Here is a 16,018-nt window from a genome sequence, read left to right on the forward strand (position 1 = left end):
AACTTGCTGGAGAGCAGCCTTTCTGTAATTTTGAATTTATTTTGTGAATTATTTTGTGAATTGAATAGTTCTTTCAATGAGTGTAGCAGCTTCTGCGCGAGTTGTATTCCCTTTTGGTTTCAATGTTCCGTCTGGATAGCCGTTAACGAGCCCATTAGTAATGGCCGCAGCAAGTGCTGAACGTGCCCAACCAGATATTTCATCGCCATCGGAGAAGTTGATATTACTATCTGAATCTGCGATCTGCGCTGCACGAACGACCATTGTCGCAATTTGCTCGCGGGTCACCAATTCGTCTGGACCAAAAGTGTTATCACTATATCCATTCACAATGCCCAGACCTGCCGCAGTGGAAATTGCGTCTTGCGCCCAATGCGTCGTAGTATCCGCAAATCCTTTGTCAGCAGAGCCTTGCAGATGTAAAGACTTAATGATAAGAGTAACAAATTCGGCTCTGGTAATTTTTTTATCCGGTCTGAAGCTGTTGTCCGGGTAACCCTGAATCACACCAAGTTCAACCAAATCCATAATACTGCCGGAAGCCCAATGCCCTACGAGATCCGTGAACTTCTTGGTTCCTTCTGGAGTTGGCGTTACGGTCTTATCGGATACCAGAACAGCAAGCTTAGTAAAATGATGAATGGTTCCCGATACCGTTCTATTCATTTGATCCACTTTCAAATTATCGAGTAAAACCCACTTTTGGGCTTGCTCGTTGAACCAATACAATCCCACTATTGATTTGTCAAAGTCCACCTTGTTCTTGTCGAATGGCAAGGTAACAGTTACCGGTTTGCTGAAATTCCCGCTCTTGTTTGCAGTAATCTCATAGACATCCCCGAGCAGTTTCAATGTGGAATCGGTGAACAGATTCGCCGTTTGGCTTACTTTATTTACGGAAATGACGATGCTGCTATCCGTCGCTCCAGCTGGCACATTGATTTTGACCCCGCCCAGGCTCAACAATCCACCATTCACAGTAATCGTTCCACTGTTGGCAGTGGTACCCGTTTGATCCCCATTCGTTCCTCCAGTTGAAGTTGAAGGATTTGAAGGATTCGAAGGCGTTGGTGAAACGGAGGTGGATTCTCCGGCTCTGACGACAGTTATACTGTAAGTCTTGCTTGATCCATTACGTGCTTGTACCGTAATTGTAATTACATTTTTTCCAACAGACAAACCGAAAGATTGATTTATTCCGTTTGCATAAGGTTCACCTTTAGCAGACAAGGTAGCCCGGCTATCCGTAGCCTTCGCCGTAACGCCGATGGAGTCTGTTGCTTGTTCAACATTCAGAGTATACGCCGTGATTGTAGGATTGAATGCTGGAGTTAAAGAGCCTTTATCAACAGATAAATCATCCAATGTGGAAACGTCAATCAGCTTCCCGGTTCGCATATCTTCCTTTACAAGCGCAAAATCCGCTGCGACCTGGTGGGAGTAATCCTCCGCTGCATTAAGAATAAAGTTCTGCAAATCATCCCAGATGGGTACGATATTCGATACAAAACGTTCCTCAAAACGATAGTTCAACTCATCGGATACCTTGTCCAAGCGCGAGCTTGCATAAGCGTAAGCCTTGGCCGCATCGACCAAATACTGCTCCAGCTCTTCCTTGTTCTTGAATGGCTTATCTGTGTAATCCCCTTTAAAAGGTGATACTTCCTTAATCAGATACGAGCGATTCATTGCTTCAAGTACACCCAGATAAGAATCGGGATCGACTGAAGTTTTAAGATAAGCATCTTTCGATACATTGGCGTCCCGAGTCTGCTCTTTCACGTCGAGCAGAATATCATCCGTATTGGCCTCACTTGCTCCTTCGATTAACACATTGTAGCGTTCAACCCCAATGCTGCCAATTCCCTGATGAATACGGCGTACAATATCCTTTATCTTAAAATAGGCATCGAATTCATCATCACTCAGGTTCGGGTAATTGCTTCTGACTTGTAATTTGTATGCTTCCCAAGCGGCTTGCAGGGAAGATTTCTCTGCATCTGTCGCGGATTCAAACTTATCGGAGTTGCCGGCAATGTTTAATTTTCCATCAAGTGCCCGCTTGCCGAGCAATTTTTGCAATGCCTCCTCATAAGACACTTTGGAGACTTTGTCCATGACCTCTTTCGTATAAGCCGTTACATTGCTTTTGGTCAACTTGGTGTTTTTTGGGTTTATCTCGCTATTAATCTCTATCAGAGTATCCTTATAGGTATTTAGAAAGGTACGAGATACATCCCGGAAATCGGCGTCCTGCAGAGTGGTAATCGCAGAGCTGTCTTTTTCGTATTTGACTACATAAATACTTGTAACAAAGCGAATCAGGTCGTCATAAAAGCTGCCGATGCCGGAAGAATCCACATCGTTTAAGCTGAACACCATTTGATTAGTACTATCGTTAAAAGTCCCCACATTCTGAATATGGGCGTCGCCTTGCGTGTAAGTAAGGACGTCCTTCTCATTCCAGCCTGGAATGACCAAACTCGGAGAAGGAATAATACCCGCTGCCAGATCAGCTTTGAATAAGGAATGTGTGCCGCGCAGGAAGGTATATTCGTTCGCTCCCATGGCATCACTTCCATATTTATATTCTTTGGTGGCAGGGTCATTAAAACCTGTATTGTCCGCTATGATGCTGTCTTCAACGACACGTTTGCGATTCTCATCAGCAAGAAGTGGTTGACTGTACCGAATCAGCGGGACGCTGATCACTTCCGAAGCCAGCCAATCCCGATCCTGCACAGCCTTAGCCATTAACGTCACATTCAGCATGACGGAGTTCATGACAGCAGAAGTGGATGTACCGGAAATGGATAGCGTAATTGTACGATCACTGCTTCGGCCCTCAGCCTTGATGCTCCAGTCTCCCTCAGGAAGGCCTGTCACACTGTAAGCATTCGAGTCCAATACTCCATTCACGGGAACGCCAGCGCTAAGATTGAGTTGGATCATGGTATTCAAGTCCTTCGCACTGTTCATACGGATGTTGGACGATGAGGAGTCCAATGTTGCTACAATCTTATTGGATGGCGTGAATTGAGCCAAAGTTACGGTATTGCTTCCTTGATACACCGTTGAGGATGAGACTGGTCTGTGTGCTTGATCCCACGCACCAGGATGAATCTCAAATGTCAGAATGCTGTCTGAAGCTACATTCCCAGTACCGTCTCCAGATATGGTCACTTCGATCTGATCACCGTTCGCATTGGCTTCAGCAGTGAATCCTGCCGGGAGGCCTAGTACACTGAAGTCATCGGATGACCATGGTCCCTGCTTAACCAAGCCTCCAAATGCATTTAACGTAATCTTGTTATGTACAGGATCTACGCTCGAAGCCGATTGCATCTCTAACCTTTGATTACTTTCCAGAATGACATAGGCGGAAGCTGTGCTTGAATTGCGAGCCTTCGCCCCTTTTACCTTCTCAAAGTCATTTCCGTTATTCCGAGTGTCCCAGTTGTTTCCACGATTCGGAAACGCAGCTGCAGTCGTGCTATTCTCTGGATTCAGCGGATCATATACCAAACGCTGCATGGTGCTCTGCTTGCCCGCTTCCGGCGCCGGACTTCCCCAATAAGCGTCAGCACTATATCCAACAAAATCAATTACATGTTCCTGTAAAACATCTGCCGTTGGATCATTAGCAGTCAACAGTTGTGTCGTATTTAACAAAACCAGCTTTCCGCTGTTGTTGCCTAATTTGAATGAAGCTTCAGTCGCATCTGGCTGTGGAAGCTGCTCCCCGACATTACCATTGCTGCCAAGCGCAATCAGATAATAACCAAATGCCGGAATCTGGGCAGTCGTTATACCTAGCTGAGCTGCTTTCCAATTATTTTTTTGGGTATCCGCAAATTGTATGGACCAGTCGTTCAGCGAAACAGGTTCTGCTGTCGGATTATATAGTTCTACAAAGTCGTTGCCGTACACGTCGAGTACGTCGTCTTTTTTGCCTCCATAAAAATGGCTGATCACCACGTTTTTTGCTAAATTGCTGGTATTAAGGTTTTCTGATGCTGCAGCCTGTCCGATTCCTGCAAATGTCCAGAATGATTGGATAACCATTACTGCCACAAGAATCGTCGCTACCCAGCGTTGATTGATGTCTTTCAAGTTGTCTAACCCCTCTCCCATATAAAAGCTCAGGCTAGTATATCAACCCAATGTAAGAGGACAGTTAAACTAAAAAATCATAATATTAAAATTGTAAAATCCTTGAATACGTAAAAATCACAACAAATGTATACCGTGGATGATCTTTAAATAAAAGCAAATAAAAGAGCCGCGACTGATCGCGGCCCTTAGCTTGCTGAATGCGGGAATCTGAATTCCCCCTACCCCTTAAGAAACATTTCCATTCCATTTATACGTCATGGCGGACTTGCCTGGAATGGTGACAACGAAGCTTTGGCTGCCCCATTGGATCTTCACATTTTTCGACGAGCTGGAAGAGTTGTAGGCAACTACCACTTTGGAACCGTCCGGATTGCGGAAAGCCACATTTTTGACTTCAGATCCGGTGTTGCTGTCAATGCGGTATGCATTGGGTACTACAAATTTACTAAAGTGACCCAGCAAATAATATTGTTTGTGATATGTGACATTATTCTCAGGAGCATCATTACGGTTGTCCGAGTTACGGATTGTAATCATGCCTTTGTTCGTGTTGTTCGGTGAAAGCAATGCTGGACCGTCTTTTTGATCCAGGGCAGCGTTCCAGAGAATGATCGATTTGGACCAGTTTCTCGTAATATTAATGAACTCGTTCATCATATTATCGAAACCTGAAGAGGTACCATTCTGCGGATCATTCCAGTTGCCGAAACCACCCTCTGTGAACCAAACTTCCTTGTCCGGATGACTGTTATTCATGGAGGTCATGGTCGATCCGTCCCCACTGTCATAATGGTGGAATGCGCTGCCGGAAACGTAGCTGCCCTTACCTGCGTTCTTCAGATTCGTAATGACTTGGTTCGGGAAGTTCCAGTCCAAAAAGTTATGGTCGAATGCAATAATCTTGGTGTTAATTCCGGCATTGCGGAGTGTTGGTCCAAGATAATCGCCGATAAAGCCCGTCTGATCCTGTACATTCATACCCATGGAAGGATAATGGGATGGCTCGTACATTGGCTCATTTTGCAACGTAACAGCATAGATGGGTACACCTTCAGCCTGGTAGGCTTCAATGTATTTTTTGAAATAGTTCGCATATGTTCCGTAATGTTCTGCTTTCAGTTTGCCGCCATTCAGATTGTTGGAATATTTCATCCAGGCAGGCGCACTCCATGGGGAACCCATTACTTTGATATTAGGATTCTTAGCGATTGCCGCTTTGACCATGGGCAGTATGTAAGCCTTGTCCCGGTCGATCGTAAATTGGTTGAGTGAAGTATCATTTGGCGTATCGGCATAAGTGTAGGCGGCCCAGGCAAAATCAGAACTTCCAATCGGCTGTCTCAATAAACTAAGCCCAATACCTGTGGTGCCAAACAACTTCTCCATCACTTCCGCGCGCTTATTGTTATCCAGCTTGTAGTTCATGAGCCATGCGGAAGCATCCGTTAACGACACTCCAAAACCATCCATTTGCTGATACGTTTTGTTCTCATTTACCGTAATGGTAACATCGGCATTGCCTGAGTTGCTGCTGAAGTTTTTGGATGCAATCTTGGTGAGTCTCGCATCTGTTCTAAGTCCCACTGCAGGTTCGGAATTGGGGTCTGAAGTTGAAATCCATACCTCCACCTGTTCACCCGCGGCATGCGCAGTCTTGGGCATATATGAACCATATGAACCTACCGTTACCAGGAAAGTGGACAGCAACACTAACGCACTCTTTTTCCATATCTTCATCAACATATCTCCTTTGATTTATTATAATTTGGACTGCCAAATATTGAATACTACAAAATGAAATCGATTTCATTTTCAAAAGCATAAAGTCTGTTTTTCAGTTATTGCATGTCGTAGTACTTACACCTCCTTTTTGAAGGGTATCGGAGAAAGATATAGATCAAAATCTTGTAAGCGTTAACAAAGATATTTATACACTTTATTGGAAAAAATTTCAACACTAAATTTTATTTTTTTATTTAAAATTTTAGAAAACCCTGAAATGGACTGGATTCTACGCTCATTCTGCTCCTCATTTCCCCCAGTCTGCCATCATATAATACATAAATGACGTACTCTGGAGGTATCCGCGGAATGAGCCATGTACTGAACACGATTGATGATGAAATAAGTCGGATGACGACTTCCTTGCTTCAACAGCAGCGACAAGACGGTTCCTGGCATTTCTGTTTTGAGAACGGGACGGTAATTGATGCTTATGTCATCATTCTCTTTCGGATATTGGAAGTCCCAAATGAATTGCTGATCCGGGAGTTACATGACCGTATCCTTAACGAACAGCAACACGATGGATGCTGGAGATTGTACGCCGATGAAGAGGGTGGAAATTTATCCGCATCAGTTGAAGCCTACTACGCCCTGCTATACTCCGGGTACAGCCAGAGTACGGACGAGCCAATCCAGCGGGCCAAACAGTATATTCAGTCCAAAGGAGGTATCGGGAAAGTTACCAGCATTTTGACCAAAGCGATACTTGCCGCTACTGGACAAATGAAATGGCCTTTATCCATCTCTATGATCCCCCTGGAGATACTGATGTTCCCTACCTATTTTCCCATCAACTATTTTGAATTTTCCGGATATTCCAGAGTTCACCTCACTCCCATGCTCATTATGGCAGACTTACGTTTCGCTCTTACAGCCCCCCATGCCCCCGATCTGTCTGATCTGACCGACTTACGAAATGTGGAAAATGAGCCAACTGCTCAGGGATATCAGGAAATGCAGGACGACATTCTAAGCGGGAGAAGCCGACTGCTCGGTAACCCACGCCACATCCACGACACTGCACGAATGAAGGCGGAACAGTTCATGATAGAGCGGGTTGAATCTGATGGCACATTATACAGCTACGCCAGTAGTACAATTCTCATGATCTTTGCCCTATTGGCCCTAAAATACGATAAGCAGCACCCTCTGATTACAAAAGCCATAACCGGACTCACGGCAATGCAGTGCCGTTCTTCAGGAGGTAAAACAACGATTCAAAACTCCCCATCTACCGTATGGGATACGGCATTAATCACCTACGTATTGCAGGAGGCTTCTGTCACCGATGACCATAAGTCTATTCAGCTCGCGGCCTCCTATTTGCTCTCCCGTCAGCAAGATAAAACAGCCGACTGGAGCATCCATAATCCGAATACAGCCCCTGGAGGATGGGGATTTTCGGAGTCGAATACAATCAATCCAGACGTGGATGATACAACAGCAGCTTTACGGGCTATCCGAAGCTTGTCCACTACTCTTCCAACGTTTCAGGAATCCTGGAATCGCGGACTGAATTGGGTTCTGTCCATGCAAAATAAAGATGGCGGCTGGCCGGCATTCGAAAAAAATACAAACAAGGAGATGCTCACCTGGCTTGCCATCGACGGTGCCAAATCTGCGGCTACAGACCCTTCCGAAGCTGACCTGACGGGACGTACCTTGGAGTACCTCGGTAACTTTGCCGGGCTTGACACCAAGCATGAATGGATCAATCGTGGAACGAAATGGCTCATTCGAAACCAGGAGAAAGATGGCTCATGGTACGGAAGATGGGGCGTATGTTATATCTATGGTACCTGGGCAGCATTAACCGGTCTTACGGCAGTTGGGCTACCTGCAAGCCATGATACCGTGCAAAAAGGAGCCAAATGGCTCTTAAGCATCCAGAACTCTGACGGTGGCTGGGGAGAATCCTGCCAGAGTGACCGACTCCTGCACTATGTGCCATTAGGGGAAAGCACCCCTTCTCAGACCGCTTGGGCACTTGACGCACTAATTGCAGTCCAACCCAAACCCACACCCGAAATAAATAAAGGCATTCTAAGGCTTATTGCATCAATACATGAGAACGATTGGAGAACCACTTATCCAACAGGAGCTGGTCTGCCCGGGAATTTTTATTCCCATTATCACAGCTATACATATATTTGGCCTCTTGTCACATTAAGTCACTACAGAAGCAAATATGGGGCATGTTAAAAACTTACTTGCGCGGCTATTTTTCGATATTTCAGATCCGGATCAATGTTCACCCTTACCTACTCCTACTTCACACAAAAAAGCAGGAAGCTCGTTGAGCTCCCTGCTTTTGTTTGATATAAATTTTATTGAATGATCAAATTAAAGCCATTTTGAATCTGATTCACATTAGGGTTGGCAATGTTGCTTGTTGTCAGATTATTGAAGGTGGCAGAACCGTTACCCGTATAGGTGTAAATTGCTGCACCTTTATGCGGGGTTGTGAACCTAGATGTCTCAATGCCGTCCAGACCAGTACCATTAATGTTGATGTTATTAAATACAATGTTCTGGAAACCGCCGCCGTACCCGAATTGAACAGCACTGCGCTGCGTATTGAGGATGTCAATATTGGTAAACGTTACGTTCTTGATGGAATCATTGGAAGCTTCCAGATCAATAGCTCCGCGTTCACCATTGTACAGATCTTTACTTGTGCCACTGTTAATGATCGTTGTATCGGAGAACAGAATACCTGTGTTATTTTGGAAATGGTATCCAGGGAAAACCGTGTTCATCCGGATCGCCGAACCACCAACCGTATCAACAATCAGGTTGTTGGTTGCCTTATGTCCGCTGCCACCAAAAAATGCAATGCCTGCTGCGCGCCAGTTATTCTCAATCGTGTTGAACGAGAATGTATTGTTCACACCAGCAGGAGCACCATTCACGTTGCTGGTCCATACGGCAAGACCATCATCACCATTGTTGCGGACACTGCTGTTCCGTACAGTCGAATTGCTCGTGCCTTGGGCAAAGTTGACACCGTCAGCAAGGTTATTCCGAATACGACTGTTCTCGATCACTAGGCCATCGGCAATGATTGCAGGTGTGTGGGCGTAATCCCCTACCCAGAAACCACATTCAAAGTGCTCAACCCATACGTTGCTAACCTTTGAATTTTTACCGAAATTGTCCATAAATCCTTTGTACACTGCATTCTCGTTATAGCGTGAACGCAGCATGGAATTCATATAAATATTGCTGAAATCCAGCTTGCCCTGCACACGGAAAGAAATCCCGCCTGAGGCTGCATTAGGGTTCGTAAACTGAATGTTCGTATGCCAGATGCCTGCACCTACAATGGTGAGGTTGTTAATCATATTCGTCGGCGTACCAATTTTCCACATATTGCCCAGATGGAATGTGCCCTCAGGGATATATAGAGTCTTGCCTGTAGATACCGCGGATTGGACCGCCGCTTCGAATGCGGCAAGGTCATCTTTTCCATCATTTGCAATCGCACCGAAATCGGTTACAGAGACGGAGTTAGCCGGGCGCGGGATTACCGCTTGAACGGGTTCGATTTCGAGGAAATCCACACCGTATTCCAGGTTATCTCCATTGTTTTTCTGAATACGAATGGTGTCTCCAGCTTTTAGAGGTGTATCTAGTTTCCAGTGCACTTCATCAAAACGGAACAACGGACGTCCTGCACTTGGTGTATCCCCCGGATGATCACTGGAGAAGTACTGCCAATTGTAGTAGGAGGTCAAAGGAACCGTTTTGGCCTTGGTCCCGTTAACATAGACGTCAAGTGCGCCGTTAAGACCCATGCCATCTGTGGAATCCGGCATCGTGAATCGCATGGTTACACCTGCGCCTCCCTCCCCTTGTCTAACCGTCCATTGTGCATAGGAACCGTTGGAAGGAAGAGCGATATAGCGCTGTCCAGAGGCTTCCGAAGCCGTCAGAGCCTGATCAAAGGTCGGTGCGGATTTCAGTGTGGCACTGCCACCCCGCGTAGCATCATCCGTATCATACCGGGTATAAGGCATGCTTGCACCACGGGCTGAATATACGTTCAAACCTGTTGTAACGACGTTATTCGTTTGTTTGACCGGAGCTTCATTATTGTCCACTGCTACGGTAGTTGTCACATTGTAGTTACCAGTTGCAGCAGTCCAGGTACCTACATTGACATTGACCGAAGCTCCAGGTGCTAATGTACCGGTATAGGAACCACTATACGTCTGAAGCGTTGCTCCGGCAGCGTTCTTGAGAACCACTGTAACTCCGTGTGCACCACCTGCGGAGGCCATGTTGCCTTGATTTTTCAGATTAACTGTAAATGTTACTGTACTGTTTGCTGTAGGGGTTCCAGGACTCCAAGAGACCGTGCCTACCAGATCAGAACTTGTAATCGGTGCAACCACCAAAGAAGAGGAGTGTGTGTAACTGTTGTTTCCTTCATTCTCTTCGATAATCTGGTTATTCTCATCTACCTTGGCACTGAGCGTATATGATGCAGCTGCTTTATTGCCAGCATTAAGCGAGACCGTAGTCGAAGCCCCTGCTTGCAAAGCAGCTACTGGTGAGGAACCCGCCAGTTCATTGTTAAGATAGAAGTTGACGCTAGAAGCTGGAGAAGCGGCAGAACCAATGTTTTTGACGATGGCATTAAGGGTGATGGCATTGTTCTCCACTGGAGACGATGGAGACCAGGACATACCTGTAATCGTCAGATCAGGATTGGGTGCAGGTGTACCGAATACCTGAAATTCAGCAATTTGCCCGGCAGGAGCGCCCGAGTTCGTGGTAATGTTCAGTTGCAGACGTTTAACCGTTGCTGTAACGGGAATGGTCACCGTGTTACCGGAAGCCGGGTTGAATGTATATGATTGGGCGGAAACCAGATTGCTGAAGGTGGTTGTATCCTGGTTATGTCCAAGTACTTGAATGGTCTGTGTTCGGGTGCTCCAGACCGGATCCGGGTTCAGTTTAAGTACAATGGATGTAATCTTATGATTGGAGCCGAGATCCAACGTCAGTGAGCTTGGATTGCTGCCTCCTTCCCAGTACGAATTGATATTGTTATCGTTAGCATTTGCAGCTACAAAGGATAAAGTGCTGGACGATGCAGTAATCGACTTGCCGATGGCGATGTTGCTTCCCTCTGTAGGGATGATTGGGGGATCCACAGGATCGGGGCCAGGTAGCGTTGGTCCCTCACTGCCTGGGCCGTAAATTTCAAATGTCGACAGTTGAGCTGCCGGCCACTCGGAATTGCCCGTTACGCTTAAGCGAACGAACCTTGTCTCGACAGCAGGAAAATCGATGGTCACCGAGTTCTCCCCAACTGATGGATTAAATACATAATCCGCAGAACCTACGATATCTGTGAACGATGAACCGTTCGTGCTGCCTTGCACGGTTATCGTTTGGGTTCTCTTTTCCCACAATGTCGGAATCTTCAATACAATTTGGTCAATGTTGGTGTTGGCGTCAAGATCCACTTGAATCCATTGGGGGAACTCACTATTGGTACTTTCCCAATAAGTTGCTTGGTTATTGTCAATCACATTGGTCGGGCTGTATGTTTGGTTGTACCCGCTCGCGGTAACCTGTTTGCCCTGTGCCAGATCCGGTCTTTCGGCTGCTGATACAGGAGATGGAAATCCGACAGTCAGGAATACGTTCGAGATCAGCATCGTTAATACGAGTGACCACACAATGTACTTGTTGCGCAAATTCAATTCCTCCTCAGGTTATTAGCAAAATGGATTTTCAAAGAAAATGGACGGTTGATCTGCCTAATTCTTTCGCTGCGCCGATCATCACCCCCTTATCAAAGTACAAAACAAAAAAATAGAAAACTCATACAACAACATGTTACACGACAGTATTGCGTGGTCGCTACTTAACTTGAGGAGTTTCTTGGATAAACTGATTTGATTTTCTGCTTGGATTTGTCATCTCTGGAACAGATTAAGTATAAACCGCTTCCAATTCTCCTTATCGGACCCCTAGAGACGGTATTCGGACTTCTGATGTTCCTTTTTGGATGTTTACGAGCAGCCTTAAGGCTTGCGAACAGAAAATACATCGTTATCCAGACTTTCATATGTGCATTTCGGACTTTTGAACCAAAAGAGGGAAATATTTATATTTTTTCAAGAGATGGATTTATACTAATCCTTTCGTGTTTGTTCTGGATCTGATGACCAGCTTCTTTCAAACAACAAAAAGCACGGATTGATCCACTTAGGGTCAATGCTTGCTTTTTATTAAATTCATGCAGTGGAATACTTAATTTTGGACACACGACCTAGTTCAGGCCAAAGCCACAAACGAGCATAAAGCCTAGAATGGACAACACAATAGAGCCCAGCAATCCTGCCAAAAAAGGTTTCTTGCCCAGACGACGGAAGGTTGCAATATCCACACCCAACCCCAATCCAGCCATCGCCATCGCGAGCAGCATATAGGACAGAACCAGAAGTCCCGAGATCATCTCTTGCGGAATAATACCCAACGTGTTTAACCCACTCATAGCCAGAAAACCGAAAATGAACCAGGGTACTGGCAATTCACGCCACCGGATTCCTTTAGATGATTTTTGCTCTCCCCCGCGCGCTTGTCGTCCACTCCACAAGCCAATGATCAGGGCAATGGGCACCAACATAGCGACCCTAGTTAGCTTCACGATGACTGCCATATCCAGTGCTGTTTGCCCTCCAGGTGCAGCCCCAGCGATGACGTGTGCCACTTCATGCAGTGTAGCGCCTGTGAATAGGCCATATCCATTCACACTTAAACCCAACACCGGGTATAGCAATGTATAGGCTAAAGTGAAAATTGTGCCGAGTATCGCCACTGTGGCCGCACCTACTGCCGTTTCTTCATCTTTGGCCTTGATCTGTGGCGCAATCGCGACCACTGCCGCTGCACCGCAGATGGCTGTTCCACAAGCAGTCAGCAGCCCTATTCGTTTGTCGATCTTTAACCACTTGCTCAGTCCGTAGACAACAAAAATCGTGACAACAACATTGATTGCCGCTAGCGCAACGACTTTGTATCCTGCATGGACAATATCCATAAGGTTCAGCTTCAAGCCCAGCAGGATGATGCCAAACCGCAGCAATCGTTTTCCCGAAAAGGATATCCCTGATTGCGCGGTCAGCGGAACGCCACGCACCGCCCGGTACAAGATGCCAAGCAGAATTGCAATAACGAGTTGACCCATGATATTTAAAAGCGGCAGATAACCCAGCAGCTTGGCGATAAACGAGAGCAGTAAAGTCAGTCCGATCCCCTGCAGAAATCCCCTGTTCCTAACACCTTTTATGTTTTTAACGAATCTCAATTGTGTCTGTAAAATCATAGCTCTACACTTCCTTATGGGATAAAGTATATCCTCACTATAGAAGCAGACAGGAAGGAAGTGAAATATGAATCTGCGATCCTAATCATTATAAAAACTTATGATTAGTTAGGTATCTTATGCTAAAATGAGCTCAATAGGCTTATAACTATAAAAAAACACTATTCAAATGAGGAATTCTAATGATAACTGATGCCTTAAAAGTCTTCGTTACCGTTGTAGAACAAAGCCATTTCTCCAAGGCTGCAGAACTGCTGAACCTGTCCCAACCGGGGGTGAGCCTGCATATCAAAAATTTGGAGAATGAGCTGGGAGCCAAGCTGCTGCATCGTTCTCCAAAGCAAGTGTCCCTGACTGAAGCGGGGGCAATCCTCTACAGACATGCCAAAGTCATTCAGTCCCGCTACGATGAAGCGCGGCAGGAGATTCAGATGCTGCGGGATGAAGTGACTGGAAGCATTCAGATCGGGGCAAGCTTCACCATCGGTGAATATATTTTGCCTAAGAAGCTGGCAGAATTCGCATCACAGTATCCTCAGGTCAACATTCAGGTTACGATTGGCAATACCCAGGAGATTCTGTCTGCGGTTAGGGGAAATCAGCTGGATATCGGATTTGTGGAGGGTGAAGCGCAAGCCTCGGCAGACCTTGACGTTATCCCTTACATGAAGGATGAGATGATCGTAGTAGCTCCTTCCGGTCACCCCCTTTCCGGTTCCGTCGTGGTAGAGCAGAACTTGCTTCAGGATCAGGTCTGGGTTCTTCGTGAGTTGGGTTCGGGAACACGCGCGTTTAGTGATCATTTTATGGAACAGACTACGATTCGCCCTAAGCGGTCTTATGTCTTCACTAGCAGTCAGGGTGTGAAGGAAGCTGTTGCTGCGGGACTCGGAATTGCAATGGTATCCAGATGGATTGTTCATAAGGAGCTGGCAATCGGGGAAGTTGAAGAACTGCGAATCAGACAACTGCATCTGGAACGCAGCTTCTCCATCATTCGTCTCATCGAGCATTCACATTCCATGGCGCTTGACGTTTTCTTGCAAAAGCTTCTTTTCGTCAAAAAAGAGGGTTGAAGGCTATTTGCCTTCAACCCTCTTTCCAACTACACAAGCAGATACATTCTTGCTTCATAAGGCCTCAGTTCATTCTCTGAGTGGACGTCCGCATAGTTACTAATTAATAATGTTTTATCCTCTCTAAACTGCTCAGGAATATCAAACGTAACTGTATTGCCATAGAAGTTGCACAGGACTAACAATTTGGTATCACCAAGTGTTCGTGTGTAAGCGAAGAGGTTGGTGTCTTCCGGATACAACAGTTCATAATCCCCATAGATGATCACTTCATGCTCTTTTCGCAGCTGAATCAGAGTTTTATAGTAATGGTAAATGGAATGCGGATCATTGATAGATTCTTCCGCATTAATCTCCGTGTAGTTCGGATTCACCAAAATCCATGGTTTTCCATCTGTAAAACCCGCATTTTCGGAAGCATCCCATTGCATCGGTGTACGTGCGTTATCACGACCTTTGGCATAAATGGATTCCATCACTTCTACCTCAGGATACCCATTCTCGACCCGTTCCTTATACAGATTCAGCAGCTCAATATCACGGTATTCCTCAATAGGGTAACGTACATTCGTCATGCCCAACTCTTCCCCCTGGTACACATACGGTGTACCTTGCATGCCATGGAGAAGAGTAGCCAGCATTTTGGCAGACTGCACACGATATTCCCCGTCATTTCCCCAACGGGACACGATCCGCGGAAGATCATGGTTATTCCAGAACAAACTGTTCCAGGCTTCGCCCTTCAGCTCGGTCTGCCATTTGGACAACACTTTCTTTAATTGAAGCAGATCCAGCGGCTGGAGATCCCACTTGCCTTTCCCCTCCTGCTCATCCAGACTAATATGTTCAAATTGGAAGACCATGGACAGCTCACTGCCATCCGGGTTGCTGTAAAGCTTGGCACTCTCAGGCGTTGCTCCCCAGGTTTCTCCGACGGTTAGCAGGTCACCCTTTTGGAATGTCTCTTTACTGAGTTCACGCATATATTGGTGCAGTTTCGGCCCATTGCCTGTAATTTTGAGGTCAGGCTGCTTGCCAATCAGATCGATAACATCCAGACGGAAACCACCTACGCCTTTATCCATCCACCATTGAATCATATCGTATATCTCCTGCCGTACCTTGGGGTTCTCCCAGTTCAGATCCGGTTGTTTCACAGAGAAAAGATGCAAATAATACTGTCCCAGCTCGGGAACCCATTCCCAGGCTGATCCACCAAACGTTGAACCTAAATCGTTGGGCGACGTTCCCTCCACACCATCTCTCCACACATAATAATCGTGGTACGGATTATCCTTGCTTTTCCGCGCTTCCTTGAACCAGGGGTGCTCGTCGGATGAGTGGTTAAGCACCAGATCCATGATAATTCGGATGTCCCGCTTGCCTGCCTCCTGAATCAGCAATTCCATATCTTCAAGCGAACCAAACATCGGATCAATATCCTGGTAATCCGAAATGTCATACCCGTTGTCGTCTTGCGGAGACTTGCACACCGGTGACAGCCAGATCGCACCGATGCCAAGATCCTTCAAATAATCGAGTCGGGATAATATGCCTTTCAGATCCCCGATGCCATCACCGTTGCTGTCTTGAAAGCTGCGTGGATAAATTTGATATACGACCATTTCTTTCCACCAATTTTTATTTTCCATAACGCATCACCCTTCTCTTGAACCGGATTCTGCTCATCCGAACT

Annotated in this window: 7 protein-coding genes; 2 read left to right on the plus strand and 5 right to left on the minus strand. The window is 46.1% G+C overall.

Going from position 1 to position 16,018, the window contains the following annotated elements; translation table 11 throughout:
- Window positions 1–48: 48 nt before the first annotated feature.
- Both ACR1R9_RS12840 and ACR1R9_RS12845 read right to left on the minus strand, forming a co-directional pair.
- On the minus strand, window positions 49–4,113 hold the full coding sequence (locus tag ACR1R9_RS12840; RefSeq protein ID WP_433923518.1) for an S-layer homology domain-containing protein: 4,065 nt from the start codon (window positions 4,111–4,113) through the stop codon (window positions 49–51).
- Between the two features lie 228 nt (window positions 4,114–4,341).
- Window positions 4,342–5,853, minus strand: a complete 1,512-nt coding sequence (locus tag ACR1R9_RS12845; protein ID WP_433923517.1) for a glycoside hydrolase family 30 protein — start codon at window positions 5,851–5,853, stop codon at window positions 4,342–4,344.
- A 354-nt stretch (window positions 5,854–6,207) separates the two neighbouring features.
- Here ACR1R9_RS12845 and shc point away from each other — a divergent pair, with 354 nt between their 5' ends.
- Window positions 6,208–8,103: a squalene--hopene cyclase gene (shc, locus tag ACR1R9_RS12850; protein WP_433923516.1), complete on the plus strand. Its 1,896-nt coding sequence runs from the start codon at window positions 6,208–6,210 to the stop codon at window positions 8,101–8,103.
- A gap of 125 nt (window positions 8,104–8,228) precedes the next feature.
- Here shc and ACR1R9_RS12855 read toward each other — a convergent pair whose 3' ends face one another.
- Both ACR1R9_RS12855 and ACR1R9_RS12860 read right to left on the minus strand, forming a co-directional pair.
- Window positions 8,229–11,612, minus strand: a complete 3,384-nt coding sequence (locus ACR1R9_RS12855; protein ID WP_433923515.1) for a discoidin domain-containing protein — start codon at window positions 11,610–11,612, stop codon at window positions 8,229–8,231.
- Between the two features lie 578 nt (window positions 11,613–12,190).
- A complete protein-coding gene (locus tag ACR1R9_RS12860) occupies window positions 12,191–13,246 on the minus strand; it encodes a YeiH family protein (RefSeq protein WP_400344627.1) in 1,056 nt (351 codons plus the stop codon).
- A 182-nt stretch (window positions 13,247–13,428) separates the two neighbouring features.
- Between ACR1R9_RS12860 and ACR1R9_RS12865 the strand changes: the two genes are divergently transcribed.
- Window positions 13,429–14,322 carry a LysR substrate-binding domain-containing protein gene (locus ACR1R9_RS12865; RefSeq protein ID WP_433923514.1) on the plus strand — a complete coding sequence of 298 codons (894 nt, stop codon included), beginning with the start codon at window positions 13,429–13,431 and terminating at the stop codon, window positions 14,320–14,322.
- A 29-nt stretch (window positions 14,323–14,351) separates the two neighbouring features.
- On the opposite strand, the gene ACR1R9_RS12870 is transcribed toward ACR1R9_RS12865, so the two are convergent.
- Window positions 14,352–15,974 (minus strand): glycoside hydrolase family 13 protein, encoded by a 1,623-nt coding sequence (locus tag ACR1R9_RS12870; protein WP_433923513.1) that lies wholly within the window; start codon window positions 15,972–15,974, stop codon window positions 14,352–14,354.
- Window positions 15,975–16,018 lie beyond the last annotated feature (44 nt).

The sequence above is a fragment of the Paenibacillus taichungensis genome (assembly GCF_050994985.1).
Classification (GTDB): Bacteria; Bacillota; Bacilli; order Paenibacillales; family Paenibacillaceae; genus Paenibacillus; species Paenibacillus taichungensis.